Annotated in this window: 23 protein-coding genes; 13 read left to right on the top strand and 10 right to left on the bottom strand. The window is 63.1% G+C overall.

Annotated elements, in window-relative coordinates:
• The first annotated feature begins 35 nt into the window (after window positions 1–35).
• Together DV706_RS05920 and DV706_RS05915 are read left to right on the top strand one after the other, a co-directional pair.
• Complete coding sequence (locus DV706_RS05920; protein ID WP_006066030.1) at window positions 36–539, top strand: hypothetical protein; 504 nt, start codon at window positions 36–38, stop codon at window positions 537–539.
• Between the two features lie 518 nt (window positions 540–1,057).
• Window positions 1,058–1,822, top strand: coding sequence for an SDR family oxidoreductase (locus tag DV706_RS05915; RefSeq protein WP_006066031.1), 765 nt, complete (start codon window positions 1,058–1,060; stop codon window positions 1,820–1,822).
• On the opposite strand, the gene DV706_RS05910 is transcribed toward DV706_RS05915, so the two are convergent.
• From DV706_RS05910 to DV706_RS05900, 3 genes are all read right to left on the bottom strand, one after another.
• Window positions 1,823–2,242 carry a universal stress protein gene (locus DV706_RS05910; protein ID WP_006066032.1) on the bottom strand — a complete coding sequence of 140 codons (420 nt, stop codon included), beginning with the start codon at window positions 2,240–2,242 and terminating at the stop codon, window positions 1,823–1,825.
• Window positions 2,243–2,464: 222 nt separating this feature from the next.
• Window positions 2,465–3,559 carry an aminopeptidase gene (locus DV706_RS05905; protein ID WP_006066033.1) on the bottom strand — a complete coding sequence of 365 codons (1,095 nt, stop codon included), beginning with the start codon at window positions 3,557–3,559 and terminating at the stop codon, window positions 2,465–2,467.
• Between the two features lie 71 nt (window positions 3,560–3,630).
• The gene (locus tag DV706_RS05900) at window positions 3,631–5,703 is read right to left on the bottom strand and encodes a MutS-related protein (protein WP_006066034.1); all 2,073 of its coding nucleotides are present in this window, start codon (window positions 5,701–5,703) and stop codon (window positions 3,631–3,633) included.
• A gap of 164 nt (window positions 5,704–5,867) precedes the next feature.
• Between DV706_RS05900 and DV706_RS05895 the strand changes: the two genes are divergently transcribed.
• Both DV706_RS05895 and DV706_RS05890 read left to right on the top strand, forming a co-directional pair.
• Window positions 5,868–6,092, top strand: coding sequence for a hypothetical protein (locus DV706_RS05895; RefSeq protein ID WP_006066035.1), 225 nt, complete (start codon window positions 5,868–5,870; stop codon window positions 6,090–6,092).
• A 112-nt stretch (window positions 6,093–6,204) separates the two neighbouring features.
• Window positions 6,205–6,879, top strand: a complete 675-nt coding sequence (locus DV706_RS05890; RefSeq protein ID WP_006066036.1) for a type 1 glutamine amidotransferase — start codon at window positions 6,205–6,207, stop codon at window positions 6,877–6,879.
• On the opposite strand, the gene DV706_RS05885 is transcribed toward DV706_RS05890, so the two are convergent.
• Together DV706_RS05885 and DV706_RS05880 are read right to left on the bottom strand one after the other, a co-directional pair.
• Window positions 6,847–8,370 (bottom strand): amidase, encoded by a 1,524-nt coding sequence (locus DV706_RS05885; RefSeq protein ID WP_006066037.1) that lies wholly within the window; start codon window positions 8,368–8,370, stop codon window positions 6,847–6,849. The two genes, DV706_RS05890 and DV706_RS05885, sit on opposite strands and share 33 nt — an antisense overlap.
• Window positions 8,371–8,583: 213 nt before the next feature.
• The gene (locus DV706_RS05880; protein ID WP_006066038.1) at window positions 8,584–8,892 is read right to left on the bottom strand and encodes a non-histone chromosomal MC1 family protein; all 309 of its coding nucleotides are present in this window, start codon (window positions 8,890–8,892) and stop codon (window positions 8,584–8,586) included.
• A 234-nt stretch (window positions 8,893–9,126) separates the two neighbouring features.
• Between DV706_RS05880 and DV706_RS05875 the strand changes: the two genes are divergently transcribed.
• Window positions 9,127–9,324, top strand: coding sequence for a hypothetical protein (locus DV706_RS05875; RefSeq protein WP_006066039.1), 198 nt, complete (start codon window positions 9,127–9,129; stop codon window positions 9,322–9,324).
• Between the two features lie 308 nt (window positions 9,325–9,632).
• Here DV706_RS05875 and pheT read toward each other — a convergent pair whose 3' ends face one another.
• Both pheT and pheS read right to left on the bottom strand, forming a co-directional pair.
• Window positions 9,633–11,348, bottom strand: a complete 1,716-nt coding sequence (pheT, locus tag DV706_RS05870) for a phenylalanine--tRNA ligase subunit beta (RefSeq protein ID WP_006066040.1) — start codon at window positions 11,346–11,348, stop codon at window positions 9,633–9,635.
• On the bottom strand, window positions 11,348–12,874 hold the full coding sequence (pheS, locus tag DV706_RS05865) for a phenylalanine--tRNA ligase subunit alpha (protein ID WP_006066041.1): 1,527 nt from the start codon (window positions 12,872–12,874) through the stop codon (window positions 11,348–11,350). Before pheS ends, pheT begins: the two co-directional genes overlap by 1 nt.
• 319 nt (window positions 12,875–13,193) lie before the next feature.
• Between pheS and DV706_RS05860 the strand changes: the two genes are divergently transcribed.
• Window positions 13,194–13,850: a class I SAM-dependent methyltransferase gene (locus DV706_RS05860; RefSeq protein ID WP_006066042.1), complete on the top strand. Its 657-nt coding sequence runs from the start codon at window positions 13,194–13,196 to the stop codon at window positions 13,848–13,850.
• 52 nt (window positions 13,851–13,902) lie between these two features.
• Here the strand turns inward: DV706_RS05860 and DV706_RS05855 are convergent, their stop codons facing one another.
• The gene (locus DV706_RS05855) at window positions 13,903–15,018 is read right to left on the bottom strand and encodes a methyltransferase domain-containing protein (RefSeq protein ID WP_006066043.1); all 1,116 of its coding nucleotides are present in this window, start codon (window positions 15,016–15,018) and stop codon (window positions 13,903–13,905) included.
• 204 nt (window positions 15,019–15,222) lie between these two features.
• Here DV706_RS05855 and DV706_RS05850 point away from each other — a divergent pair, with 204 nt between their 5' ends.
• Together DV706_RS05850 and DV706_RS05845 are read left to right on the top strand one after the other, a co-directional pair.
• Window positions 15,223–15,783: a TATA-box-binding protein gene (locus DV706_RS05850; protein ID WP_005554970.1), complete on the top strand. Its 561-nt coding sequence runs from the start codon at window positions 15,223–15,225 to the stop codon at window positions 15,781–15,783.
• Window positions 15,784–16,063: 280 nt separating this feature from the next.
• Window positions 16,064–16,459 (top strand): DUF7344 domain-containing protein, encoded by a 396-nt coding sequence (locus DV706_RS05845; protein WP_006066044.1) that lies wholly within the window; start codon window positions 16,064–16,066, stop codon window positions 16,457–16,459.
• A gap of 6 nt (window positions 16,460–16,465) precedes the next feature.
• On the opposite strand, the gene hisG is transcribed toward DV706_RS05845, so the two are convergent.
• Entirely contained in the window at window positions 16,466–17,329 is an 864-nt protein-coding gene (gene hisG, locus DV706_RS05840; RefSeq protein WP_006066045.1) for an ATP phosphoribosyltransferase, read from the bottom strand.
• Window positions 17,330–17,452: 123 nt separating this feature from the next.
• On the opposite strand from hisG, the gene DV706_RS05835 reads away from it, so the two are divergent.
• The 3 genes from DV706_RS05835 to DV706_RS05825 all read left to right on the top strand — a co-directional run bounded on the left by DV706_RS05835 (window position 17,453) and on the right by DV706_RS05825 (window position 22,654).
• The gene (locus DV706_RS05835; RefSeq protein WP_136350817.1) at window positions 17,453–19,432 is read left to right on the top strand and encodes an acetate--CoA ligase; all 1,980 of its coding nucleotides are present in this window, start codon (window positions 17,453–17,455) and stop codon (window positions 19,430–19,432) included.
• A 169-nt stretch (window positions 19,433–19,601) separates the two neighbouring features.
• The gene (locus DV706_RS05830; RefSeq protein ID WP_006066047.1) at window positions 19,602–19,910 is read left to right on the top strand and encodes a hypothetical protein; all 309 of its coding nucleotides are present in this window, start codon (window positions 19,602–19,604) and stop codon (window positions 19,908–19,910) included.
• A gap of 137 nt (window positions 19,911–20,047) precedes the next feature.
• Complete coding sequence (locus DV706_RS05825; RefSeq protein WP_136350816.1) at window positions 20,048–22,654, top strand: heavy metal translocating P-type ATPase; 2,607 nt, start codon at window positions 20,048–20,050, stop codon at window positions 22,652–22,654.
• Between the two features lie 25 nt (window positions 22,655–22,679).
• Here DV706_RS05825 and DV706_RS05820 read toward each other — a convergent pair whose 3' ends face one another.
• Window positions 22,680–23,678 carry a stage II sporulation protein M gene (locus tag DV706_RS05820; protein WP_006066049.1) on the bottom strand — a complete coding sequence of 333 codons (999 nt, stop codon included), beginning with the start codon at window positions 23,676–23,678 and terminating at the stop codon, window positions 22,680–22,682.
• Window positions 23,679–23,833: 155 nt separating this feature from the next.
• Between DV706_RS05820 and DV706_RS05815 the strand changes: the two genes are divergently transcribed.
• Complete coding sequence (locus DV706_RS05815; RefSeq protein WP_006066050.1) at window positions 23,834–25,132, top strand: amidohydrolase; 1,299 nt, start codon at window positions 23,834–23,836, stop codon at window positions 25,130–25,132.
• Window positions 25,133–25,282: 150 nt separating this feature from the next.
• Complete coding sequence (locus tag DV706_RS05810) at window positions 25,283–26,242, top strand: hypothetical protein (RefSeq protein WP_006066051.1); 960 nt, start codon at window positions 25,283–25,285, stop codon at window positions 26,240–26,242.
• Window positions 26,243–26,379 lie beyond the last annotated feature (137 nt).

The raw sequence follows: 26,379 nt of genomic DNA, 5'->3' as shown, positions 1-26,379 counted from the left end.
TGGCGCTTATGCCACTTGATCGCATACGATCTACAATGAATCCGAACAGCACGGGCAGGCGGACGTTTCTCTCGGCAGTGGCTGGGTCGCTTACAGCCGTGTCCGTCGCCGGCTGTCTGGATGGCGACGCGAGTGACAACGGTGACGAGCCTGAACCCGTCGTCGACGCGGCGGACTCACTTGTGGGTAACACTGATCCCGACGCGTGGAGAGCTGTGGAGGAGATTCGGTTCGACGGCTACGTCGGCGGCTGGGTCGGTGCCGCGCCGTCTGCGATCGACCGCGTCGAAAACCCTACACTCGTGCTCGTCGCGGGCCAGAAGTACGAGATTACCTGGGAGAACATGGATGGTGTCCACCACAACATCGCGTTCTGGGACGCGAATCGCGACGTCGTCGATGAGTACACCACCGCGGGCAACGAAACCGTCGGTGAGGTCGAAACGCTCGAGTTCGAAGCCACCCCCGAGATGGAGAACTACCTCTGTGAGTACCAGCAGGTGGGCCAGATCGGTGCTGTTCGCGTGCTCGACGGCTAGCAATGGTCACCATCGGTAGGCACGAGACGGTCCCACACGTGTGAAGTACCACGGGCACGGTGGTCCGTGGCTTCGCCGTGGTCTCTGGCACAAAGCCAGCGGAACGACCGATGGCAAATTTAATTCCACCCGCGCTCGTCCCTGCGGGGACTTGCGTGGAACCGGTAACACTCGAACACACCGGAACTGCCACCGCAACAGAGGTCGTCTGTTGCTGCCGTGGCGGGTGTGTCCGTGGGCGTCCGCCCCTTCACGAGGGCGCGACACAGGCCCGGCGCACCGCGTCTTATCCCGAAGTGGGTGCGCGGATTTTGCGAGGCCGATAACGTGGTTCCATACTGAAGTGGGGCGTCCCGATAGTTAAAAACAGGGACGCAACCGAGTGTACGCGCTTCACCCCTGCCCACGGTGGGGCGGGGAACTCGCGCTGCTTTCCGTTTAGAACTCGTTCTTACGGGCTGTAAATCGAGGTAAACGTTATCGATACTCACTACATAGTTCACAGTGCAATGTCACCAATGCTCACAGACGACGTCGCAGTTGTTACAGGCGGTTCGAGCGGAAACGGACGCGCGATCGCCCGGCGATTCGCCGCGGAAGGGGCCGACATCGTCGTCGCGGATATTCAGGAGTCGCCTCGAGAGGGCGGTGAGCCGACCCACGAACTGATCGAGGACGAGACGGACGCGAACGCGACGTTCGTCGAATGTGACGTCACGAACGTCGACGACCTCGAGTCGGCTGTCGAAGCCGCCGAGGAGTTCGGCGGCGTCACTGTAATGGTCAACAACGCGGGGATCTTCCACGGCGAGGAGTTCCTCGAGGTCGACGAGGACGGGTTCGGTCGGATGATGGATATCAACGTCAAAGGCGTCTTCTTTGGCGCGCAAGCGGCAGCAAAACGGATGGTCGAAGCCGATGGCGGGAGCATTATCAATCTCTCGTCGGTCGCCGGCCTCGAGGGATCGGGTGAGTTCGTCACCTACTGTGGGACGAAAGGTGCCGTGCGGCTGTTCACGTACTCGATGGCTGCAAAGCTGGGTCCCGATGGAGTGCGAGTGAACGCCATCCACCCCGGTCTGATCGAGACGACGATGACGACCGACGACTTCCCGATTATGGGTACCGACGCCGAATCGGAGTTCTTGGAGGCGATCCCGTCGCGACGTGCGGGCCAACCCGAGGACGTCGCGGACGCGGCGCTGTATCTCGCGAGCGATCTCTCGGATTACGTCAACGGCGAATCGCTCGTCGTCGACGGCGGGATGACGAACTCGCAGTAGTTACCGGACGACGGTCACGGGAACAGGTGACCGTCGGACGATGTTTTCGGCGACGCTGCCAAGCAGCACGCGCGAGACACCTTTTCGCCCGTGACTGCCGATGATGATGTGCTCGATTTCGTCGTTCTCGTCCGCGAACGCGACGACCTCTCGAGCGGGCTGGCCGACGGCTGTCTCCGTGCGGAAGTCGACGTCATCGGTGCTGACGATGTCCGAGACCTCGTCACCGAATCCCTCGGAAATCTCTGCCTCGCGGTCCCGGAACATGTCTTTCAGGAGTTCGATTCCCGCTCCCGTCGAGCCCTCTGCTGCCTCGACGACGCGCAGCAGGATGATCTCCTCGTCCGAGTGCGTCTCAAAGGCGTGTTCCACTGCCTTGCGTGCGGGCGCCGACCCATCGTACGCTACGAGGACTGCCATACGATCGCTACTGAGTCCGGATGTATAAAGCCAGCCGATGACGGCCCGGCGGGCGGTTTTCGGTCGTCGAGGAGCCGTTCGCGGGCTTTGCAGGCTCAGACCTCGCCGTCGATCTTGATCAGCGAGTCACTCCGAACGTTTTCCGCTCGGGGTACTTCGAGCACTCACTCGCGCGAAACCGTCGATGAAAAAGCCGCTCACTTCCGCTGGTCGTTCGCGGTCTTACTGCTCGAACCCGTCCTCGAAGACAAACGTCCCATCACGCTGGACGACCTCGCCGTCGATTTCGATCAGCGAGTCCTCGCTCATATCGACGATCATGTCGACGTGGACCGCCGAATCGTTCTGCTCGTTGTCCTCGCTGACGGTGTCGTCGTAGGCGCGGCCGATGGCCATGTGGACGGTGTCGCCCATCTTCTCGTCGAACAGCATGTTGTAGGTGAACTGGTCGATATCGCGGTTCATCCCGATCCCGAGTTCGCCGAGTCGGCGTGCGCCATCGTCCGTGTTCAGAACCTCCGTCAGCAGCTCCTCGTTTTTCGCCGCCGAATGGGAAACGACCTCGCCGCCCTCAAACTCGAGGTAGACGTCCGTGATCTCCCGGCCCTGATGATAGAGCGGCATATCGAACAGCACCTCACCCTCGACGCTGTCGGGGACGGGTGCGGTGAAGACCTCGCCGCCGGGGAGGTTGTGCTCGCCGTAGTCGTTGCGCGTCGGATTCCCGTCGATTGACATCGTCACGTCGGTCGTGTCGCCACTTCTGATCCGAATCTCGTCGGCGGGATCCATGAGCTCGACCATGTTCGCCTGGTGGTCACGCTGTTCGTCCCAGTCTTTGTTGACGGCATCCCAGACGAACTCCTCGTAGCCTTCCGTCGACATCTCGGCGAGCTGGGCGTTTGCTGGCGCGGGGAACTGCGTGAGACACCAGCGCGTCGAGAGCCGTTCCTCGAGAATGGGTTGGTGGGCCTGCTGGTGGGCCGCACTGGTCTCGGGGTCGACGTCGCTAGTCTGGGTGACGTTGTCGCTGGCCCGGATGGCGATGTAGACGTCCGTCTCCTCGATGAGTGCGAGTTCGTGGGCGGGCGTCTCGTACTCGTCGTCACCCGCGCGGAGATACGCCCGGCGCTGGCGTGCGCCCGTCCGCTGGCTCGTCGTGAACGGATTCGCACCGATCTCGCCGATTACTTCGTGGAGAGCAACCACGAGGTCTTCGGCGACGGGATGGGCGTCGACGACGACGTTGTCCCCTTCCTGGAGGTTGACCGAGTGGTTCGCGATGATCTCGGCGTGTTTGCGGATACGTGGGTCCATGTGTCACACGTATCCGAGCGCCGGGATACCGTTTTCGAATCGAACACTCCAACTGAGCGATCAGTCCGGAGTTAGTCGAACTTCTCGAGGAGCCGATCGTAGAAATCCGGCCCCGTCCCGTCAGGAACGTTCCCACCGTTTGTCGCCGGCTCTCGGACCTCGTCGGCCAGTTTCTCGACGATCAGCTCCGGTGTCGACCGCGCCAGATGGTCTTTGACCGGCGAGCGGTTCACCTCGAGCTCCCCATCCACGAGCCCCATCGCTTCGATACCATCGACGGTCACGTCGTAGTCGGCCATCTCGCGGATCTCGCCTGCCAGGTGGGAGACGAACACGCCCGTCGCGCCGTTTTCAGACAGCGCTTCCAGAATGCCGGCGATGATCTTTGCCGACGCGCCGGGCTCGGTGATGCTCTCGAGTTCGTCGACGAGGACAAGCGATCCCTCGCCGCCCTGGGCGAGATCGGCGAACTCCCTGACGGTGGACTCGAACGCGCCCGCATCCAGCGTTCCCTGTGTTTTGGCGTGATAGTGCAGATCGTCGAATCGCTGTAGACGCACCCGCTCGGCGGGAACCGGGAGACCCATGTGTGCCAGCACGACGACGCTTGCAACCAGATCGAGCGTCGACGTCTTCCCACCGCTGTTGACACCCGACAGCAACGCAACGCCTGTCACCTCGTAGTCGACGGGATCGATCGCCTCGAGCGGTTCGTCGAGCAGCGGCGAACGACCACCGTCGATCGCGAAGCCGACCTGTTCGTCGCGAGCCGACCGCTCACTGCTCGCTGCCGAGGCGCTCTGTGCATCGCCGTCGACGAACTCCGGCATCGTACACTCGAACTCCCGTCCGAACCGGGCGATCGCGAGTTCGACATCGAGCTCGAGAGCATCCCGAACGAGCTGGCGGGCCCCCTCGCGCTGGTCGGCGAGGTCGGCTGCAAGCTCGCGTTTGAGTCGGCCCGCACGACGCTCTTTGGCCGCTGTGAGCTCCTCACGCAGCCGTGACACGACGTCGCCGTCGCGCTCGACCGGGAACGTCGGTTCGTCGCTGAACGCCCGACGGGCGAGTTCGGCCTCGCCCTGATCGAGATCGAGTGCGTCGATCAGGTGCTCCCGAGCCGTTTCGACGGCTGCAGCGTACTCGTCGGCGAGCTCCCGCGAGAGCAACGAGTCGACACCAGCGCCACGCTCGACCAGCGAAAGCAGATCCGACCCCTCGATCGTGACGTCCTCCTCGCGGATCGCTTCCCGAAGATGATCGTTGGCGACGCTTTCGGCTGTGCCTGCTGCTGTCTCGAGGTCGTTGATCGCCGTCGTCAGCCGATCGAGTTCGTCGTCGCCTGCGACCGTCCCATCTTCGTCGAGACGTGACAGGCCGTCCTCGAGTGCCTCGAGATCGCAGGCGGCCTCGAGGTCGCCAGCCCGGTGGACGTCGATAGCTGCCTGAAGCCGGCTCCGATTGCGCGCGAAAAACGACAGGGGCCGTTCCGGGACGATTTCGGCCGGCGTCTCGAGTGCATCGGGCCTGACTTGGACGTCGCCGTCGATCGTGACACCGGCAAACGACTCATCGAGTGCAACCACTGTGGAGTATCCGCGCGCGAGTTCGGCCAATCCCTGTGTGTCCTCGACGATTTCGACTGAGAGCTCCGGGATCGCGTCTCGGGCCTCGCTGTAGCGTTCGGCGTCGGCCGTCGCCAGACAGCGCTCACGAACCCGGATATCGCCCGGCTTCTCGAGCGGTTCAACGCCCTCGAGTGCCGTGAGCACGGTCTCGTCGTACTCGCGCTCGAGTGCATCGCGAGCGAACGCCTGGACGTCCTCGATCCGCGAGCGACGCGGACTGGGATAGATCGTCTCGAGTCGCTGGGCGGCGTAATCGGTGACCGTCCGCGATTTGAGCAAGGCGAGCACGTTTCGGTACACCTCACGAGCGCGGTCGGTCGCGAGAAAGCCGCCAGGATCGTCGTGTTCCAGCCGGATCGCACCGCGTGCGATCCGAGCAGCCCGGCCCTGGCTAATCCCTGGGGCGGTCGCGATCGTCGCGACGTCACCACGTCGCAGCGCGCGCTCGGGCTCGTCGAGCGCTGTGAGCGCTCGTGCGGTCTTCTCGCCGACACCCGGAATCGACTCGAGATCCATGCTTCGTGAGCAGCGTATCAAACCGGAGTGAGAAAAAGTTCCCGCCCGGGTTTCGGATTGCTGCGACACCTGTTGACAGTGATCGGGGAAGGGTGTCGATGACATCGATTGTGACTTGCGCGAGACGGGGCGTTCGTTATCCGGTCGGAGCCCTAATGAGAGGTATGGTACTCAAGAAACTCCTCGGATCGACAGCGACGCGGTCGCTGACCGTTCTCTCTGTGCTTTCGGAAGCGAAAACGGCGTTCAGTCGAGGGAAGCGGACTCGCGGCATCTTGCTGCTCGGCCTCGCCGCCCTCGCCTGGAAGTGGGCAATACTCGGACTGGCTGCCCAGGGTGTCCTCAAACTGGTTCGTGGTGGCCGCTCGGGCTCGAGTTCCACCCCGTAGTCTCTGAGAAACTGACGGGTTCTGTCAGGCTCAAACCCACAGTCTTACCATACTGACGCAATTACTTGTCTTTCCGATACTGTTTTGTCGATATTGGACCACTACTGTGTACATGAGGGTGCCGACGATTGCTGTTGTTCGAAATGAGGTCGATCCGTCGTGTGAATATCACTGCGACGCCCTCGAGGGATACGTTCCGAACGCGACGGCAGTTGATTACCCCGCGGGCGAGCGTCCTGATCTCGAGCATGCTGACGGCGTGGTTCTGACGGGCAGTACGGCAGGCGTCTACGAGGCTGCTGATCGGCCGTGGATCACCGACCAGCAGCGACTTGTTCGCGAGCTAGTCGAGCGCGAGATTCCGACGCTCGGAGTCTGTTTCGGCCATCAGGTCGCCAACGCAGCACTCGGTGGCACTGTCGAACACGTCGGCACGACTTGTCGACCTGTCGACGTCGACCTCGCTGCTGACCCGCTTTTCGACGGCGTGGCGCCGGTCGTTCCCGTCGCTCACGGCGACGTCGTCACCCAGCCCGGCGACGAAATGGACGTCATCGCGACGACTGACTACTACCACGCGTTCGCGACGCGGCATCGAACTGCCCCGCTCTGGACGGTTCAGTTCCACCCGGAATTTACGAGCACACACCGCGAGCGACTCGAGGCCGACTTCGACTGGACCGATGGTGAGCACGGGTTCGACGCCGTCAACGCGACCCAGATCGTCGAGAACTTCGCCTCGATCGTCGCTGACTCAACTACGCACCCCCACACCGTCGACGACTGACTCGACCGTGCTGGCGGCGTCGAGAACGGTTGCATCGTCGAACCGTGAGCCGACGAGCATGAGTCCGACCGGAAGTCCATCGATCTCACCGACAGGGACGCTGACCGCGGGGTGGCCGGTCCGGTTGAACGGGGCCGTGTTTGCGACGACGAGCGTTTCCTGCAGCCGGTCGTACTGGTTCCGTTCGGGGTCGTGTTCGGGTGCCGTCCCCAGCGTCGTCGGCATCGCGAGCAGATCGTGATCTGCCAGTAGCGTGTCGTACCGTTCGGTGAGTTCGACGACGAGGTTCATCCCGTCGGCGTAGTATCTCGAGTGGTAGTTCTCGTTTGCGTAGGCACCGACGAGCAAGGACAGTTTCAGTGACGCCGGGAAGTCGTTCGCCTGGACGCGTCGTGCCGAGCCGAAGAACTCGATCCAGGACGTGTTGTACCACCCCTTCCAGCCATGGCCCAGTCCCTCACCGATCATCGCATCGAGCAAGCCTTCCGCCGTGCAGACGGCCTGAATATCGCTCGCGTCGAGATGCATCGGCTCGGCGACCTCCTCGAGCGAAGCTCCATTCGCTTCGAGTCGCTCGAGGGCGTTTCGAACGCACTTGACAACGCCAGCATCGGCCCCGGGATGGTCGAACCCCTCCTGCAGGACGCCGATCGAGAGGTCGGCGGCGTCGCCATCGAGCTGTTCGTGGTACGACTCGGTCGGAACGGGCGCCGGCTCTCGCAGGTCGCGTTCGTTGCTGCCGGCGATCACCGAAAGAACTCGCGCGACTGTCTCAACGTCCTGTCCAATCGGCCCCGGATGGTCGATCGAGTGGGCGAGGCCGATACAGCCTGTGTAGGGGACCAGTCCATAGGTTGGCTTGTGCCCGACGACACCACACAGAGACGCTGGAATCCGGACGCTGCCACCCTGATCGGAGCCGATAGCCGCGTCGGCCTCGCCAGTCGCGACGACGACTGCACTGCCGCCGCTTGAGCCACCTGCGAGAAACGCGTCGTCGTGTGGGTTTGTGATCGGTCCGAAGGCGCTGTAGCCTGTCCTCGTCATGGCGAAGTCGTCCATGTTCGTCTTGCCGATGATGTCTGCGCCGGCCTCGAGCAGCCGGGTGACGATCGTCGCATCGACGTCGGGCACATACCCCTCGACGACGTGAGATCCGCAGGTCATTTCCACGCCGGCGACGCAGATGTTGTCCTTGATCGCGACGTCCATCCCGTCCAGTTTGCCGCCATCGTCACCAGCGATCTGACACCGACTCACCCACGCATTGTGTGGATCCGCCGTGTCGGCTGGACGAACGCCGGACGTTCGCTCGCGGCGTTTACGGCCTCCGAGTCGTGGCTCGGGGTTGTACGACCGAACCGTATCGTAGGCGTCGGCTCGTCGCTCGGCCATCTCGAGGAAGCAGTCGAGTTCGTCGTCGGTGAGCTCGAGAAACAGTGAGCGGCCGAGCTCGCGGAGATCGTCTCTGGTCGGTGGTCGAAACGGCATATCAATCCAGTCACGAGGGGCGGCAAAATGCGTAGTTGGCTACGGCAGTGACTGTCGCCGTACTATGAGTGTGCTCGATCTCGAACACTGACACTCGAGCACCGTCGCTGATGGCTGCCAACCGATCGCCGGATAAAACGCTGTTTCTGTATACAGTGTGTGCTACAGCACCCACTCAAATAGTATCGAACGAAACTCCGCTTCAACGGCACGTCACTCCTCTAGGTGGTCGATTCCTTTCTTCGAGACGTTTGCCTCCGTAATCTCGTTTGGCATCCAGTCCGGCTTGTCGTCGGGTGCGGTCTCCTCCCACGCCCAGCCGTCGTAGATGTGGACCTTGTCCGTGCCTTTCTCTCGAAGTTTGAGTTCGACACGCTCTGCCTCGTCCTCACTCGAGCCGGGCTCGAGTCGCCGGGCTGCTTTCAGGGCAGCCTGGCGGGGGGTGTTCCCCGAGAAGACGCTCGACTCGTCGCCGCCCGACTCGCGCAGTGCAAAGTTTCGTTTACCATCTTCACGTACCATGGTTTTAGCCTCCGTGTCAACTCAGCACACGACTCGACATAAAGATATCCCCGAAAACCGACCGACTGCGTCGGTATCTTTAAGTGAATCGGCCACGCCACCTTTTGGAATCAACCCGTTTGACGATGAGATTCAGTGTCGATCTCTCGGTATCCATGCGTACTAGAGGCATGGGTTCGGTCGTCGAAAACACTTAAGTATATCCTGCGGCGAAGTTCGTCATAGAATCCCGCGATGGTACGGAAAAAGAAGCTGAGTCCAAGCGGTGCGAAAGACGAAGATGGCAACTATCACAACGTCCACCTCAACCTCCACGAGGACGAGCTCGCAGTCGCGGGTATGGATATCGGCGACGAAGTCTTCGTCCGAGTCCGGGACGGGAAGATCATCATCCAGAAAGCCGACGAGGACGAGGTCGAACACGAGTTCTAAAACCACCGTTTACGCTGCGTTTGTTTCACGCTGACGGCAGCGTAGCTGCCGTACGGTGCGCTGGCACTCGGCGAAATATCGATCAAAAGCACTCCTTTCGGCTCGCGGCTTCGCCGCTCGCCTATTCACGGCGCTTTGCGCCGCGCTCTCCGCGCCAGTCGTCGGCCCGCTCGCTCCCTGACTCACGGCCTTCGACCGTTCGTCATTCCGCGGCGCGATGCGCCGCGCTTTCGTTCGCTCGCGGTACAATCGATTGAACCGCGACAGCAGACCGACCTCTACACTCGAGAGGGAAGACCGACAGCCGACTACTGCAGCGCCGCCAGGTCGAACTCGAAGGCTGCCACGGGCACCTCGAGATCGTACTCGATCAGCACCGTTGGGTGAACCTCGCCGATCACGCCGACGTCTTCGCCGTCGATGACGACCGCGGCGGTTCGACCCGAAATGAAGGCCGGGTGGTCGGTTGGTGGCGTCTCGAGATCGACGTCGAAGTTGCGCGCGAGCGTCTGCAGGCGTGCTTTGGCGTCCTCGTAGCCGGCGTCGTGGCTCGCGAGGACGGCTCCGACGTGGCGACTCTCGCCGACGCCAGTGTTTTCGCTGTCGTCGAGCGCCGCACGGAAGCCGATCTCGGAGAGATGCTGTGGATACGAGCGGTGGGTGTTTCGCTCGAGGACCGTCATGAGCGAGGGCATAACCCACGTCCGGAGCATGGTGTAATCCTCGCTGTAGGGCTCTTTGATCGTCGCGGGCTCGCCAGCGCCGTAGGCGTCCGTGTCAGGCGACAGCTCGAGGCGATCGTAGTTTTCTTCCTCGTTGATCATATGGAAGTTCAGCAGATCCTCGAAGCCGAGGCCAACGAGTTGGGTGCGCGCGGCGCGCTCGAGACGAGAGCGCTCGTGACGGCCGCCGACGGTCCCCACGTCGGGGTAGGTCGGCTCGAGTTCGTTGAAGCCGTAGGCGCGCCCGAGATCGTCGATGATGTCGAGTGGATGGAGGACGTCGACGCGGTACGGTGGGACCGTCACCTCGTAGACGAGATTGCCGTCGTCGCTTTCCGTTTTTTCCGCCTCGAGTCCCGATCGTTCGGCCAGATCGAGCACTTCGCGGGGGTCGAGGTCGATGCCGAGAATGGTCTCAATGCGAGCGTGGGAAACGGTCTTCGTCTTCGTCGAGAGATCCGGGCGGACGATCTCGTGATCTAGATACTCGACCGTTACCTCCTCGATCGTCGCGCCGCGTGCCGACAGCGCATAGCAGACGATGTTGAGCATCTTGTCGATCGTCCACTGGTCGGTGCCGGTCATCTCGACGAACAGGTCTCTCGAGTCAGTCGACACCTCGGTCCGGCGGCCGTTGATCACCGGCGGGAACGAGAACAGGCCGATATCGTCGTAGATCGCGGGGTAGCGGTCGTAGCCGCTGACGAGGTCGGCGTAGGTCTGTCCCGTCTGGTGGTCCTCGAGCACCTGCGCGGGCGTCATCTCCGCGTCGGAATCGAGTGGGACGAAGCGGTCGCCGTCGGGTTCGACGCCGACGTACTTGATCGACGGCGTGCCATCGTCCATGGCGTCCCGTCCTTTGAGCATCGTCAGGTCGTGAATCCCGATCGCGCCCTTCGCGCGCTTGCGCCCCATCGTCGCGTGGAGCTTTTCTTGCAGCTGAATGAGCGAATCGAGGGCATCCTCGTCGAGATTCACATCACGGACTACTGCGCCCGTGACGTACGGCCGTTCGTCGGGAACCGACTCGTCGACCTCGATCGTCCACTCCGCCGCGTTCGGCGACGGGACGTGGACGCCGCGGGCGTCGCCGTACTGGTAGCGCAGCGAGCGCGCGACGCCTTCGACCGAGAGCCGGTCGAGACGGTCGGGGGCGAACTCGAGTTCGAACTCGCCGTCTTCGGTTCGGCCTTCGAACTCGAGGCCGAGTCCGAACAGGTCATCGATGAGGTCGTCGTCGCTCGTCTCCTCGTGGCCGGTCAATTCGCGCAGTTCGTCGGGGTCGATATCGACAGTGGGCATCAGTAAGTCACCTCCGCGTTCCGCAGGAACTCGAGGTCGGCGAGCGTGCCGTGCAGGTCGCGGATATCCTCCGCGCCGGTCGTGAGCATGGCGAGTCGCTCTAAGGCCAGTCCCCAGGCCATGACGTCACAGTCGACGCCGAGTGGCTCGAGCATCTCCTCGCGGAAGATGCCCGAGTTACCGATCTCGATCAGTTCGCCCGTGGTGGGGTGGGTGCCGAACAGTTCGAACGACGGCTCCGTGTAGGGGTTGTAGTGGGGTTTGAACTGGATGTCGGTGATGCCGAACTGGGCGTAGAACTCCTCGAACGTGCCCATCAGATCGCGCACCGAGAGGTCTTCGGCCATCACCCAGCCCTCGATCTGGTAGAACTCGAGGAGGTGGGTTGCGTCGAGCGTGTCGTTGCGGTAGGCCTTTTCGACGCTGAAAAAGCGCGCTGGGGGTTCGATCTCGCCGATTTCGGTGCCGGAGAGATAGCGGGTCGACAGCGAGGTCGTGTGGCCCCGAAGCGCGAGCGCACGGGCGAAGTCCTCGTCCCACGGCGAGTGGTAGCCTTCGCTGTCCTCGCCGACGCCCTCGCGGTGGGCGCGTTCGACGCGCTCGACGAGGTCTTCGGGCAACTCGTCGATGTGGGTCGGCTGCTCCAGGGCGAACCGATCCCAGTGCGTGCGTGCGGGATGGTCCTGTGGCATGAACAGACAGTCGTTGATCCAGAAGTCCGCGTCGGCGTGGGGGCCGTCCATCTCCTGAAAACCCATGCCGACGAGCACGTCTTTGACGCGCTCGGACATCTGGCGCAGGATGTGGACCTTCCCGCCCTCGACGGTCTCGGCGTCGGCCTCGACGTTGTACTCGGCGAACTCGACGTCCTCCCACTCCCCACTCGTCAGGAGTTCAGGCGTGACCTGGCCGACCGTTTCAGCGGTTTCGAGCCCTGCCATCAGCTCCGTGACGGCAGCGTCGGTCAGCGTCACTTCGCGGACAGTCGACTCCGCTCGCTCGAGTAAGCCCCGTCGCTCGAGTTCCTCGAGGGTGTCCGCGTCGACGTCGACGCCCTCGACCGGTGTGTCGTCCGCGTCGGCGAGTTCGGCGAGTGCGTTCGCCTCCGCATCCGAAGCTGGCTCGGCGTCGGGATCGGCCGTGATCTCGCCGCTGTCGATGCTGCCGTAGCCCTTGCGCGCGTAGTTCGAGAGCGCGATATCGACCTGTGGCCCCTCGAGTCCCGAGGTCCCGATCACGCGGCCCATCTGGACCGGCTCGTCGCCAGCCCCGGCCTCGAGTGCGGCCTCGTAGAGCCGGACTTCGGGGAGTTCATCGGTGGCGTACTCCCGCCCTTCGTCGGTGAGTGAGACGGTTTCGTCGACGCGTTCGGTGACGGCGACCAGTTCCTCGGCCTCGAGTTCGAACACTGCTCCGGTGACGGTCTCCGGTGGCAGGTCGGTCGCCGCGGCGAGGGCGTCGACGGACGTTGCATCGTCCGCGGTTGCGGCCTCTAAGACCGCAACCTGTTGTGCTGGAAGTTGCATTCGCTTGTTCGTATGGCTGCGTGGGTGTCAGTTAGCGGTTCCGACTCGGCTCGAGTCTGAACTCGAGCGCTGTCGACGGCGCGGTCGGTTTCGACGCGCCCGCCCGGCGTGGGCGAGCGCGGCTCCACCGGCCCGGATTACCGGGCAAAGAAGAAACCGAATCCCGACTGTGGACGGTCTGACTGGTCGTCGATACCGGCACTGACGCGGGATTCGGGTGCCATAGTTCGAGGGACTTGTGGTCGGCAGAAAAACGTTGCGGTCCGTGTGGACACGGCACTCGAACCTGTTAAGTTCGTGTCCAGTGAGACGAGACGACATGGACTGGGACGAGTTCTACCGAAACGCCGACTACGACCGCTGTATCTACCTCCGGGGCGAGGCGATGGTCGACTACCTCGAGCGCTTTCTCGAGCGCTTTGGCCCGTTCGAGCGCGTCGCGTCGGTCGGCTGTGGCCCCGGCGGCGTCCTTTTTGCCCTCGCGAGTCGCTATCCCGACACCGAGTTTCACGGGATCGATATCTCCGAGCAGGTCGTCGCCGACAACCGCGAGCGCGCGGCCGAACGCGGCCTCGAGAACCTCACCTTCGCCGTCGACGCACTCCCCGCGCTCGAGACCGACGAGCGCTTCGACCTGGTCTACTCTGCGGCGACGCTGTTTTTCGTCCCCGACACCGCCGCGGCCGTCGCTGACCTCTATGCACACGTCGCAGACGGTGGCTATCTCGTCATCAACTACCCCGACCCAGAGTGTCCGGCCCGGTTCGATCAGTGGCTTGAGGGCCGGCGACGCGAGGCGTTCGACCTCGTCCTTGCCGGCGAGAACGTCCTCTCGAGTGCGGACATCCGAGAGTGCTGTGACACCGAGCCGCGGGATTACTGGGACGCCGTCGATGCGGCCGAAGACGAGTCGTTTCTCGTTGCGAAGACGCCGATGGTCTATCTCGAAAAGAGTGGGACAGCGCCGGAATTATGAGCTGCATAACGCCGTAAACGGCCTCCGTTGTGCTGTGGCTCGACGGCGGTGACTATTCGGAACGGCGCTCGAGCACGAGCACGTACCGCGTCAACGACCGGTGGACGCGTCGTTCGAACGCAGCCTCGAGTTCCCACCCGGCTGCACGGGCTTCGCTCGCCCACGAGCGATCTGCAACGACGACGGCCCGCCGGGCGACTCGGTGCGCTTCGGCGAGGGCACCCGAGACGAGGTCCTCGAGGCGATGGGATTCGATCTTCGACTGGCGGCCGTAGGGCGCGTCGAAGACAACGCCATCGACGGCGTCGTCGACCAGCGGGAGTCGGGTGCCGTCGCCGCGGCCGACGTGCCACGAGCCGCGATCGACACCAGTTGGGGCGGGCTCGTCGGACTCGAGGAAGTGCTGGAGGTTCTCCCGTGCGCCCGCAACCATCTTGTCTTGGGCGTCGGTCCCGACGACGTCTGCGCCGACGAGGCCGGCTTCGACGAGCACGCCGCCGGTGCCACACATCGGATCGAGGATCGTCGCCCCGGGACGAGCGCCGGCGATGTTCGAGACGGCGCGGGCGAGCAGCGGGTCCATGCTCCCGGGCTGGAAGAAGGGTTTGTCCGTCGGTGCGCGAGTCCCGAAGTCCCGGACGCTCTCGGCTTCGAGCCAGCCGAGCGTACAGACGGAGACCTCGTCCCCGAGAGACACGTCGCCGGCGAGTTCCGCCGTGGATGCAGACAGCGCGCCAGTGGCGCTCGCTGCCTCGAGCCGCCCACCACGCTTGAGGACGCCCGCAGAGAACGTCGCCCGCAGCACGTGGTCCGGATCGTCGAGGTCGACCGCAAAGCCGCGATCGACCAGAATCCCACCGAGTTCGCGCTCGGCACGCTCGGTATCGACGCCGCTCGAGCCGTGGATATCGGTCGCTCGCACTGCAACGGTCCCCTCGCGATCGATCGGCGCCGTCTCGAGTAACACACGGGCGCTTGCGAGGTCGGCGTCGGTACGGCCGAGCAGGTCGCTCGCTCGATGGGTGTATGCCAATCCACGGATGCGTTCGGGTGCAATGGCGTTCGCGATTGCGAGCCCGGGGGCGATCCGACGGACGTCGGCCGCGCCACTGGCTGCTTCGCGGGCTGCAAACGCATCGTCCTCGCCGCCAAGCTCGAGTACGTACACGGCTACGTGTCACCGTGGGCTGGCCATGAGCCTACCGTTTTTCGCGACTGCTGTCCACAAACCAGTGTTCGTGAACCGGCCTGTCAGCTGCTGTACATCACGGAATCGGGTTGTAACTGACGGACGCAGCCGACGTATATACCGGACATATCACGTGGCGGTACTAACCTTTATAAATCTTAAATACGTCTTTTTAAGCGACTTATGACCGACCCGAAGGACACCATCAACATCGAAAACGTGGTGGCGTCGACCGGCATCGGACAGGAACTCGACCTCCAGAGCGTTGCGATGGATCTTGAGGGGGCCGACTACGATCCCGAGCAGTTCCCCGGTCTCGTCTACCGCACGCAGAATCCAAAATCCGCCGCCCTGATCTTCCGGTCGGGGAAGATCGTCTGTACCGGCGCGAAAAGCACCGACGACGTACACGAGAGTCTGCGTATCGTCTTCGACAAACTCCGTGAACTCCAGATTCAGGTGAACGAAGATCCCGAGATCGTCGTCCAGAACATCGTCACCAGCGCCGACCTCGGCCGAAATCTCAACCTGAACGCGATCGCAATCGGGCTCGGCCTCGAGAACATCGAGTACGAACCCGAGCAGTTCCCTGGGTTGGTCTACCGACTCGACGAACCCGAAGTCGTCGCCCTGCTGTTTGGCTCCGGGAAACTCGTGATTACTGGCGGTAAAAAACCGAAAGATGCCGAACACGCCGTCGACAAAATCGTCTCTCGACTCGAAGATCTCGGCTTGCTCGAGTAACATCATCTGTTTTCGATCGATCGCTTCTCGCCGTCGTTCCCGTCTCAACTGAACTGATAGGCACAGACGACACACAGCGGCCGCACAGTGTGACAGACGGTACCTATCAGTAGCGACGATAGTTGTCTCAGACGAGACGGTTTACCCGCTCACTCGTTTCTTTGGCTGGGTTTTCGACTGTTTATTCCAGTTCGAACGGTTCATACTGGGCTGAATTGGGCCTGAGCGAGCCGAACGACTGGTCGCGTTTATCGCCCTTGTTACTGAGATTCAGTTATCGATGACGATCCACACAGACAGACTGACGACCGCCCTGGATCGCCGCGCGTCTGGCGGTGGCGATTCTCTCGAGACGTCACTTGCGCTCGATGGCTCCATCCCACGCGTGGCGGCCCAGCGGGTGCTCGACAACGATCGTCGCCGCGAGGTACTTCGCTGTCTACTCACCGAGGAGGGGCCACTCGAAGTCCGCACACTGGTCGCCCGGATCGCTGACACCGAGCACGATCCGACAGCCGTGACGCCGCTGCTCGATCTCCGTCAGCGAATCCACGTCTCGCTGTGCCAGACACACCTTCCGCTGCTCGAAAAACACCACATTCTCACGTACGACCGGGACCATGGTCACGTCTTCCCGGATGTGGCGCTCCCGGTGTTCGAATCGGTACTCGAGTAGCGACAGCTACTCGACCAGCCGCTCGATTTCGGTCACCAGAATATCGCTTGCCCCGGCATTTTTGACCTCCGTGATCGTCTCGAAGACGTCACGCTCGTTGACGACAGCGTGGACGGCAACCGCCGCGTCGTCGCCGTCGTCCTCGCCAGCGATGTTCATCACTGTCGGGCCGCCAAGCCCGGGGATGACATTACGGACGTCGTCGAGTTTCGCTGTTGGGACGTTCATCATCAGGTAGCGCTTTCCTTCTGCCTGTTTGACCGAGGCCAGCGCCGTCCGAACCTCTTCGACTTTCGGATTCTCGAGGACGTCGTCGCGGCCGAACAGCCGCACGGAACTCGAGAGGACGTCGTCGACGACGGCCAGTCGGTTCATCTTGAGCGTCGTCCCCGTACTCGTGATGTCGACGATGGCGTCAGCCATCTCCACGTGGGGCGTTAGCTCCGTCGCCCCAGTGACTTCGACGATGTCGGGATCGACGCCAGTGTCAGCGAAGAAGTCCGCGGTGATGTTCGGAAACTCCGTGGCGACGGTCTTGCCGGCCATGTCGGCGACAGTCTCGAGGGCACCGTCTTCCGGCGCGGCAAGAACGAGCCGGCAGCGCCCGAACTCGAGGTCGAGCAGTTCTTCGACGTTGTCGACGCGGGCCTCACAGACCTGGTCGTAGCCGGTGATCCCGAGATCGGCCGCGCCGTCGGCGACGTACTCCGGGATGTCCGCTGCACGGGCAAAGAGCACGGAGACGTCGGGGTCGACGGTGTCGGCGTAGAGTTTCCGGTCGGCACCGTTCTCGAGATGGAGGCCCGCCCGCTCTAAGAGGTCAATCGTCGGCTCGTGCAGGCGGCCCTTGTTAGGAACGGCGATTCGCATTGTCAACGCGTTAGCGACGAGGGGGCAACTGTCTTTTCATTCAGAAAGCAGTCGCCACATGGTGTGTCAACCGTTCACTATGACCACAATACTCAGGTGTACCGATCTTGTAGGCCTCGATCTATGGTCGAGGATTCGCTGGACCCTGTCCCCGGCGACGCTGCGACAGCACGTCGTCCGCCGTCGACGTTCGCTCGAGACACAACTGTCACCGACACGGGCGTCTACGAACGCTTCGATCGAGAGTGGCCAGACTGCTGGGCTGACGCCGCTGCGTTGCTCGAGTGGGACGAGCCCTACGACGAGGTCCTCGATGCCGACGATGCGCCGTTTTATCGATGGTTCGTCGGCGGTCGCCTGAACGCGGCCGAAAACTGTATCGACCGCCATCTCGAGGCCGGCCGGAAGAATCAGGTCGCGATTCGGTGGGAAGGCAAACGCGGCGAGCGGCGAACGTACACCTACCACGACTTACACCGGGAGGTAACGGCTGTCGCCGCTGCGCTTCGAGAGTTCGGTGTCGAAGCCGACGACGTCGTCACGCTCTACTTGCCGACCGTTCCCGAGTTGCCGATTACGATGCTCGCCTGTGCCCGAATCGGGGCCTTACACAACGTGGTTTTTGCGGGCTTTGCCCCCGATGCGCTCCTCGGTCGCATGGAGCAAGACGACTCGAGCGTGCTCGTCACGTGCGATGGCTACTTCCACGAGGGGACGGCAGTCGGCCAGAAGCGAAAGGCCGACGCGGCACTGGCTGCCCTCGAGTCGACGATTCCGACGATCGTGGTCGATCGACTCGGTGCGGACCACGACACACAACTCGGCCCGGACCAGTACGCGTACAGCGCGCTGGTCGATCGCTTCGAGGGAGCGACCGTCCCACCGGTTTCTCGAGCGGCGACCGACCCGCTCTTTCATATCCACACATCCGGGACGACGGGCGAGCCCCAGCGGATGACCCACGCAACTGGCGGGTATCTCGCCGGCACCACCTGGACGACGCGGGCCGTCTTCGACCTCTCGCCGGGAGATACCTACTGGTGTACAGCGGATATGGGCTGGATTACTGGCCACTCGTATGTCGTCTACGGGCCACTCGCACGCGGTGCGACGGTCGTTCTCACGGAGGGGAGTCTCCGGTATCCGGATCGCCACCGTCCGTGGGAAGTGATCGAACGCAACGCTGTCAACGTGTTCTACACGACCCCCGGCGTCGTTCGGACGTTCATGAAGTGGGGCGAGTCGTTCCCGGCCGCTCACGACCGCTCGTCGCTCCGACTGCTCGGCACGGTTGGCGAGCCGATCGGTCCCGATACCTGGGAGTGGTACTACACCCACGTCGGCGAGGAACGGTGTCCGATCGTCGACACCTGGTGGCAGACCGAAACCGGCAGTATCCTGCTGTCGACGCTCCCCGGCGTCTCGGAGATGAAACCGGGCGCCGTCGGCCCGCCGCTACCCGGGATCGAGGCCCGCGTCGTCGACGAGAACGGCAGGGAACTGCCACCAGGTGAATCGGGCTCTCTGACGATCACGAAACCGTGGCCGTCGATGATCACCCCGCTCGAGAGCGATCGCTACTGGGTCCTCGCAGAGTACTGGCAACAGTTCTCGGATCGGCGCGCCGACACCTGGGAGTACGCCACCGGTGATCATGCTGTCGTCGATGACGACGGCTATCTCACCATCATCGGCCGCAACGACGACGTCGTCACGATCGGCAACCGCCGGCTCGGGACAGCCGAACTCGAGGCCGCGATCACCGCTGTCGATGGCGTGACCGAAGCCGCCGCGGTCGCCGGTAGCGCCGACGGCGACACCGATCTCTACGTTTTTGCAACGGCCGAACAGGATCGGACGGGGTGCGAGGCGCTTCGCGAATCGATCAGCGACGCGATCGTCGACCGAATCGGCCGCTTTGCCAGCCCGGCAGCCGTCGTGTTCACGCCGGAGCTGCCGGAAACGCACACCGGGAAGACGATGTATCGAGTGCTCGAGGGGATCGTCGACGATGCCCCGCTCGAGGACAGCGAACCGCTTCGAAACCCCGAGATCGTCGGCGAACTCACGACGCTGTGGGGCCGCAACTATAGTAGCCACTGAACGTCACTGCACACCGCAGCGCACGACGGCTGTGCGATGCGTGTGGACATCGGTTCAGTTGTTAGTATAAACGTCGCTGCGTACTCGGCGCTGTCTCGCATGGAATCGATTCACAGCGAGCACGAATCATCCACACCTCTTATATTCATGACGAGTGTAACGAACTCACATGGCAAGCACGCAGTCGACAGATGCGGAGACGGCTGAAGACGAGACCGATGCGGAAACGACCGAACACGAGGATGAGGCAGAGAACGAAGCCGAGACGGAACCGACCGAACGCGAGGACGAGACTGAGAACGAAGCCGATACGGAATCGACCGAACGCGAGGACGAGACAGCCGTAAGCGAAGCCGAACCCGACACGGAGACGGCATCCGACGACTCACGGACGGTCGTCACACTCCTCAAAGTGGTTGGTGTCGTCCTCGTGTTGGCTGCTGTTCTCTGGTGGCTCCGCTCGGACGACGAGGAGTAAACTCGCTGCTCGGCGACACGACCTAACTTTTCATTAAAACTCTTCCCCCTTCTAGTTTACATTCAAAACCTCATATTTGAAATAATAGCTATTTACAATCCCAAACCGGCTTGAACGTGTAGTTCATACTTACTTCTATGAGTACGAGACGAGCGCATCTCGAGATTACAGGCATGTCCTGTTCGACGTGTTCAGGGTCCGTCGAGGACGCTGTCCGTGATCTCGATGGTGTCGAGTCGGTGAGCGCCAATTACGCGACCGACGAGGGGACGGTCGCATACGACCCCGAGGAGATCTCGCTGGCAGAGATCTACGACGCGATCGACGACGCTGGCTACGAGGCAGCCGGGGAGACAGACACGATCACCGTCATGGGGATGTCGTGTTCGACCTGCTCGGAAGCAGTCGGCGACGCGGCTGAAGCCCTGCCAGGAGTGCTCCGGGCGGACGTGAACTTCGCCTCGGACGAAGCCCGCGTCGAGTACAACCCCAGCGACGTCTCGCTCGCTGAGATCTATCGAGCCATCGAAGATGCTGGCTACGAGCCCGTCCGTGATGCGGGAGACACTGCCCGAGAGACGAGCCAGCGCGAACGCGCTGTCGAGAAAGAACTGCGCCGACAGCGTCGGCTCGTGATCGGTGGTGGCATCCTCACACTGCCGTTCGTGCCGATCATGCTCGCGATGCTCGGGCTCGCTCCACCACCTCACGAGCTGCTCGGCATCGAGATGGTGTGGGTTGACGCCCTCGAGTTCGTCCTCGCGACGGCGCTGATGGCGACGCTCGGCAAGGAGTTCCTCGTCGGAGCCTACCGGGCGTTCTCGAACGATCGACGGGCCAACATGGACACGCTGGTCGCGATGGGGACCTCGACAGGCTACGTCTACAGCATAGCCGTCCTGCTCGGACTCATCGCGGGTGCTGGCCTCTATTTCGAGGCTGTCGCCTTCATCCTCTGGTTCATTACGCTGGGCAACTGGCTCGAGGTCCGCTCGAAAGCCCGTGCGGGCAGCGCGCTGCGGGAACTGCTCGAGATGGAGGCCGACGAAGCCACCATAATCGAAGACGGCGAGGAACGGCAGGTGCCACTCGAGGACGTCGCGGTCGGCGACGTGCTGAAAGTCCGGCCGGGTGAGAAGATTCCGACCGACGGTGTCGTCGTCGACGGCCAGAGCGCAGTCGACGAGTCCATGCTGACCGGCGAGTCGGTCCCTGTCGAGAAAGGCGAGGGCGATGAGGTCGTCGGCTCGACGATCAACGAGAACGGCGTGCTCCTCGTGGAAACGACGAAAGTCGGCTCCGAGACGGCGATCCAGCAGATCGTCGACCGAGTCAAAGAAGCCCAGTCGCGCCAGCCCGAGATCCAGCGACTGGTCGACACAGTGAGCGCCTACTTCGTCCCGGCAGTCATCGCAAACGCCGTCCTCTGGGCGACGCTCTGGTTTCTCTTTCCCGAACCGTTGGCCGCGGTCGTCGACTGGCTGCCGCTGTGGGGGCCAGTCGGTGGCGGTCCCGAGGTCGCTGCCGTCGGTGGAGTGGGCGTCCCCATCCTCGAGTTCTCGGTGATCGTCCTCGCCTCCGCGCTGCTCATCGCCTGTCCCTGTGCGCTGGGGCTTGCGACGCCGGCCGCAACGATGGTTGGCTCGACGCTTAGCGCGACCAACGGCGTCCTCTTCAAGGGTGGAGACGTACTCGAGCAGGTCCGTGGGATCGACACGATCGTCTTCGATAAGACGGGGACGCTGACCCACGGCGAGATGGTGTTGACGGACGTCGAACTCGTCGACGAGGGGGCGGCTCCCGACGGCGGCGCGCTTGCGGGTCGGACTGAATCCCCCGAGTCGTACATGCTGGGGGCGGCCGCGACGGCTGAATCCGGCTCCGAACACCCGATCGCCCAGGCAATCGTCGACGGAGCCGACGAGCGCGGCGTCGAACTCGGCGAGGTCAGCGCGTTCGAGAACGTCCCCGGCCACGGCATTCGGGCCGAGACCGACCGCGGAACCGTCCTGATCGGTCGCCGGAAACTCCTCGAGGACGCAGCTATCGACACCGAACCCGTCGAGGAGACACTGACTCGACTCGAGCGCGAGGGGAAGACGGCAATGCCAGTTGCCGTCGACGGCGTGTTGCGTGGCGCACTCGCAGTGGCTGACGACGTTCGCGAGAGCGCAACAGAGACCGTCGAGGCCCTGCACGAACGAGGCACGGAGGTCGTGATGCTCACCGGCGACAACGAACGCACCGCGCTGGCGGTCGCCGAGCAGGTCGGGATCGATCCCGAGAACGTGCGCGCGGAAGTCCTCCCCGAGGACAAGGCAGATCACATCGAGGCGCTCCAGAAAGACGGCTCCCGCGTGATGATGGTCGGCGACGGCGTCAACGACGCGCCCGCGCTGACCACGGCACAGGTCGGCGTCGCCATCGGCTCGGGAACCGATGTCGCTCTCGAGAGCGCCGACGTGACCTTGATGCGTGACGATCCCGCGGACGTCCTCAAAGCCATCCGCATCTCCGAGGCGACCATCTCGAAGGTGCGCCAGAACCTCTTCTGGGCGTTCGTCTACAACTCCACGCTGATCCCGATCGCCTCGCTTGGTCTCCTGAACCCGGCGCTTGCCGGGTTGGCGATGGCTGCCTCGAGCGTGAGCGTGATGGCAAACAGCCTCTCGTTTGCGACCTACGATCCGCACGAGGATTACCAGCTCGCGATTTTGAAACCACTCGAATGGCTTCGACGATAGTGTGGCGATCTGGCTGGAGACGGTTTCAGATCGCAAACAGTGCGTCCGCGATGAGGAACGTAATGTAGGCCTCGACGAACGCTGCGAGCACCAGAATCAGCCACGCGAAGCCAACCAGCGCGGTCGTTCGAACGAGATACGCTTTTGTAAACAGCGCGCTCCGTGAGCCGGCAATTCGCTCGCCAACACGGTGCAGGAACCGAAATCCGACACCGGCAGCGATGAACAGCGCCGGCAGCTCGAAGATCCCGTGGGGCACAATCAGTGCGATAATGACGCCCACGCCGACCTCTGTGCCGGTGACTGCCACGAGATTACCGACGAGAACACCGTTAAACACCATAATGAGCAGCGTCACGAAGCCAAGCGTCAGCGCGCCGGCGATCGCCGCCAGAAACGGCGGCGTGTTGTTGACGATGAAAAACGTCGCCGAGAGATCGAAACTCGCCTCACCGTCGCCGGGCAGTTCGTCCTCGCCGAACTCCTCCATGATCATCTCGAGGAACAGTTCGGTCAGATCGATGCCAGCAGCGTAGAGCGCTGCCCCGACGGCGGCTCCGAAGACGAACAGCCCAGCCGAAAACCAGGTGTATAGCCGGTGTTCGGCCCAGGCGTCGTCGAGAACCCCGAAGACGGATGGTCTCGCTCGGCCGGCGAGTGCGATCGCACCCAACCCAGCACCGAGGACGGCCGCCCCGGCAGCCGCCGTTGCTGCGTCGTAGGCGGCGAGAATCGTTGCGGCGGTTGCGAACGCGATTATCGCGAGCGCGACCGTGAGTCCGGTCCAGTTACGGATGGTTCCCGAATCCGGCGGCTCCGATGGGCCGATGCCGCGATCCGTGTGTGGCTCGGGGCTCGAGGGTGCACCCTCGGTGTCTCGGGGATCGACCGTCGGCTGTTCGGCGGTCGACTCGTCGCGACCGCGACCGAGACTGTCGCTGTCGGAGCGGTCGGCAGCCGGTGACCCGTCGCGCTCGGACGCTCTTGTGGGTTGTCCATCGTGCTCGTCTCTGTTTCCGTTCATAGTGGAATGTGTGACAAAACGACGGTTAAACCCGCCGACTGTGACACACTGTGTCGCTGTGTCTCGAGCAGCCGTTCTCGCCGTCGCTGACGATCCGACCCCGGTCGATCGCCGGGATCGACAGTATAACGCCACCCGACGAGAAACGTCGGCCAATGACGACACTGGCGATCACCGGTGGGCACGTGCTGTTGCCCGACATCACGGTGACACGTGCGGACGTACTGGTCGATCAGGACGGCGGCGAGATCCTCGAGATCGGCGACGATCTCGCTGGCGAGGCCGACGAGACTCTCGACGCGTCGGCGTCGCTGGTCACACCCGGCTTCGTCAACGGTCACTGTCACGTCGCCATGACGTTGCTCCGTGGCTACGCCGACGACAAACCCCTCGATGCGTGGCTGCAGGAGGATATCTGGCCCGTCGAGGCCGAACTAACGGCTGAGACCGTTCGCGCTGGCACCGAACTCGGCACCCTCGAGATGATCAAATCCGGGACGACGTCGTTTGCGGACATGTACTTCTTCGTGCCGACGATCGCCGACGTCGTCGACGAAGCGGGACTGCGTGCTCGCCTTGGCCACGGCGTGATCTCCGTCGGGAAAGACGAGGCAGCAGTCCACGAGGACGCCCAGGAAGGCCTCGAGGTCGCTGCAGAGATCGACGGCATGGCTGACGGCCGGATCACGTCGGCGTTTATGCCCCACTCGCTGACGACCGTCGATGGCCAGTACCTCTCGGAGTACGTCCCAAAGGCGCGTGAGCTCGGCGTGCCGGTTCACTACCACGCGAACGAAACCAAAGACGAAGTGACGCCGATCGTCGAGAACCACGGCGTCCGGCCGCTCGCCTACGCCGCCGAGAAGGGGATGCTCGAGTCTGAGGACTTCATCGCACACGGCGTCCACGTAGACGAAAGCGAGATCGGCCTGCTCGCGGAGGCAGAGACGAGTGTGATCCACTGTCCGGCCTCGAACATGAAACTGGCCAGCGGGATGGCACCCGTCCAACGGCTGCTCGAGGCGGGCGTCACGGTCGGGCTGGGAACCGACGGCGCGGCCTCGAACAACGATCTCTCGATGCTGGATGAGGCCCGCGACGCAGCCATGCTCGGCAAACTCGCTGCCGACGATGCGAGCGCGGTACCCGCCGAAGCCGTTGTGACGATGGCAACCCAGGGCAGCGCTGATGCGATTGGGCTCGACACCGGCCGCATCGAAGCCGGTAAACCCGCCGATCTCGCCGTGATCGACCTCGAGCAGCCACATCTGACCCCACGACACGACCTCGTCAGTCATCTCGCCTACGCTGCCGCGGCGTCGGACGTCCGCCATACGGTCTGTGATGGGCAGGTGCTCATGCGCGACCGGGAGGTCCTGACGCTCGACGAGGCGGCCGTTCGAGCGCGGGCAAGTGAGGCGGCCGAGACGCTGGTTGCTCGTGCCGAGGACTGACCGGGTTTCCCTCAAGCCGGCTGAACGAAAACCGAACGTTCAGCGGTCGTTATAAACGCTCAAAACTATTCTCGGACGGTTTCAACGACCCGAAACCGTCCAAAACCGCCGGGTGGGTTTATTCATAAACTCCTGAATGTCTCGATTGAGATGAATCGAAACCGACTGTTCGTGGTGGCACTGGCTGCCGTTATGATGCTGTCCGTGCTGGCCCCGGTGGGGGCAGCCACGGCGGAAACAGGCGATGATGAAGTGATCGATGAAATAACTGTGGCCGTCGACGACACTGTCGTAACGGTCACATCGAACGAAACTGCGGTCGAGAACGCGACTGTCAACGTGACCTCGACCGATGAGGACACGCCGTACGCGGTTGATAACATGACTGACGCCGATGGCACGGTCGACCTTCCCGAACCCGAGGAGACGGTCAACGTGACCGTCAACGCGTCGTATGAGAACGCATCGGGTGAGGAACTCACCGATAAGACGGAAGAAACACTCGAGCCAGAACCGAAAGGCCTCGAGATCTCCGTCGAGCAAAACGGTGACGTCGTCGTGACGGTGACGGACAACGAGACTGCCGTCTCGAACGCCACCGTCGACGTCTCGACGGTCGACGAGAACGCGTCGTACGCCGACGAGGGAACGTACACGACGGGCGATAACGGCACGGTGGGCCTGGACGCACCGTTCGGTAACGAGAGCGTTGAGGTCGCCTTCAACACGACGGTCGACAACGAATCCGTCGAGACGACGAAGACGCTCGAGCCCGCCGAGTACGACACCTTCGGCTCGCTCGTCTCCGCGTTCGTCGGGAACGCACAGGACGACTCCGACGGGCCGCTCGGACTGACGGTTGCGAACTTCGTCCTCGAGCACAACCCGGGTAACGCACCCGACCACGCTGGCCCGCCAAGCCACGCTGGTCCATCAGGTGACGGTGACGAGGAGACAGACAATCAGGGCCCACCGGAACACGCTGGTGGCCCACCAGGTGAGGAAGACGTAGACGCTGAAGAAGCCGACGAGGATGCTGAAACCGACGAAGACGACAACTCCAGCCAGGGTAACGGCGGCGGACCGCCGTCCCACGCTGGCCCTAACTAACGACCTGAGCGCCGGACTCCGGTCGACGGCGGCGGTTTCGTCGTGTCAGAGGCACGATCCCGTCGCCGGTGTTCGGCTCGATCGGGCGCGCGACGCTGGCGTGGCTGATCGGCACAACCGATTGTGACCCGTTCGAA

It is taken from the genome of Natronorubrum bangense (assembly GCF_004799645.1).
In the GTDB taxonomy this organism is placed as follows: Archaea; Halobacteriota; Halobacteria; order Halobacteriales; family Natrialbaceae; genus Natronorubrum; species Natronorubrum bangense.
Note: the sequence above shows the minus strand (reverse complement) of the source record. Positions and strands in the feature narration are given on the sequence as shown.

Bases quoted from the DNA above. Each gene is read 5' to 3' on its own strand.
- DV706_RS05920 (WP_006066030.1), top strand. From the start codon at position 36: ATGAATCCGAACAGCACGGGCAGGCGGACGTTTCTCTCGGCAGTGGCT.
- DV706_RS05915 (WP_006066031.1), top strand. From the start codon at position 1,058: ATGCTCACAGACGACGTCGCAGTTGTTACAGGCGGTTCGAGCGGAAAC.
- DV706_RS05910 (WP_006066032.1), bottom strand. From the start codon at position 2,242: ATGGCAGTCCTCGTAGCGTACGATGGGTCGGCGCCCGCACGCAAGGCA.
- DV706_RS05905 (WP_006066033.1), bottom strand. From the start codon at position 3,559: ATGGACCCACGTATCCGCAAACACGCCGAGATCATCGCGAACCACTCG.
- DV706_RS05900 (WP_006066034.1), bottom strand. From the start codon at position 5,703: ATGGATCTCGAGTCGATTCCGGGTGTCGGCGAGAAGACCGCACGAGCG.
- DV706_RS05895 (WP_006066035.1), top strand. From the start codon at position 5,868: ATGGTACTCAAGAAACTCCTCGGATCGACAGCGACGCGGTCGCTGACC.
- DV706_RS05890 (WP_006066036.1), top strand. From the start codon at position 6,205: ATGAGGGTGCCGACGATTGCTGTTGTTCGAAATGAGGTCGATCCGTCG.
- DV706_RS05885 (WP_006066037.1), bottom strand. From the start codon at position 8,370: ATGCCGTTTCGACCACCGACCAGAGACGATCTCCGCGAGCTCGGCCGC.
- DV706_RS05880 (WP_006066038.1), bottom strand. From the start codon at position 8,892: ATGGTACGTGAAGATGGTAAACGAAACTTTGCACTGCGCGAGTCGGGC.
- DV706_RS05875 (WP_006066039.1), top strand. From the start codon at position 9,127: ATGGTACGGAAAAAGAAGCTGAGTCCAAGCGGTGCGAAAGACGAAGAT.
- pheT (WP_006066040.1), bottom strand. From the start codon at position 11,348: ATGCCCACTGTCGATATCGACCCCGACGAACTGCGCGAATTGACCGGC.
- pheS (WP_006066041.1), bottom strand. From the start codon at position 12,874: ATGCAACTTCCAGCACAACAGGTTGCGGTCTTAGAGGCCGCAACCGCG.
- DV706_RS05860 (WP_006066042.1), top strand. From the start codon at position 13,194: ATGGACTGGGACGAGTTCTACCGAAACGCCGACTACGACCGCTGTATC.
- DV706_RS05850 (WP_005554970.1), top strand. From the start codon at position 15,223: ATGACCGACCCGAAGGACACCATCAACATCGAAAACGTGGTGGCGTCG.
- DV706_RS05845 (WP_006066044.1), top strand. From the start codon at position 16,064: ATGACGATCCACACAGACAGACTGACGACCGCCCTGGATCGCCGCGCG.
- hisG (WP_006066045.1), bottom strand. From the start codon at position 17,329: ATGCGAATCGCCGTTCCTAACAAGGGCCGCCTGCACGAGCCGACGATT.
- DV706_RS05835 (WP_136350817.1), top strand. From the start codon at position 17,453: ATGGTCGAGGATTCGCTGGACCCTGTCCCCGGCGACGCTGCGACAGCA.
- DV706_RS05830 (WP_006066047.1), top strand. From the start codon at position 19,602: ATGGCAAGCACGCAGTCGACAGATGCGGAGACGGCTGAAGACGAGACC.
- DV706_RS05825 (WP_136350816.1), top strand. From the start codon at position 20,048: ATGAGTACGAGACGAGCGCATCTCGAGATTACAGGCATGTCCTGTTCG.
- DV706_RS05820 (WP_006066049.1), bottom strand. From the start codon at position 23,678: ATGAACGGAAACAGAGACGAGCACGATGGACAACCCACAAGAGCGTCC.
- DV706_RS05815 (WP_006066050.1), top strand. From the start codon at position 23,834: ATGACGACACTGGCGATCACCGGTGGGCACGTGCTGTTGCCCGACATC.
- DV706_RS05810 (WP_006066051.1), top strand. From the start codon at position 25,283: ATGAATCGAAACCGACTGTTCGTGGTGGCACTGGCTGCCGTTATGATG.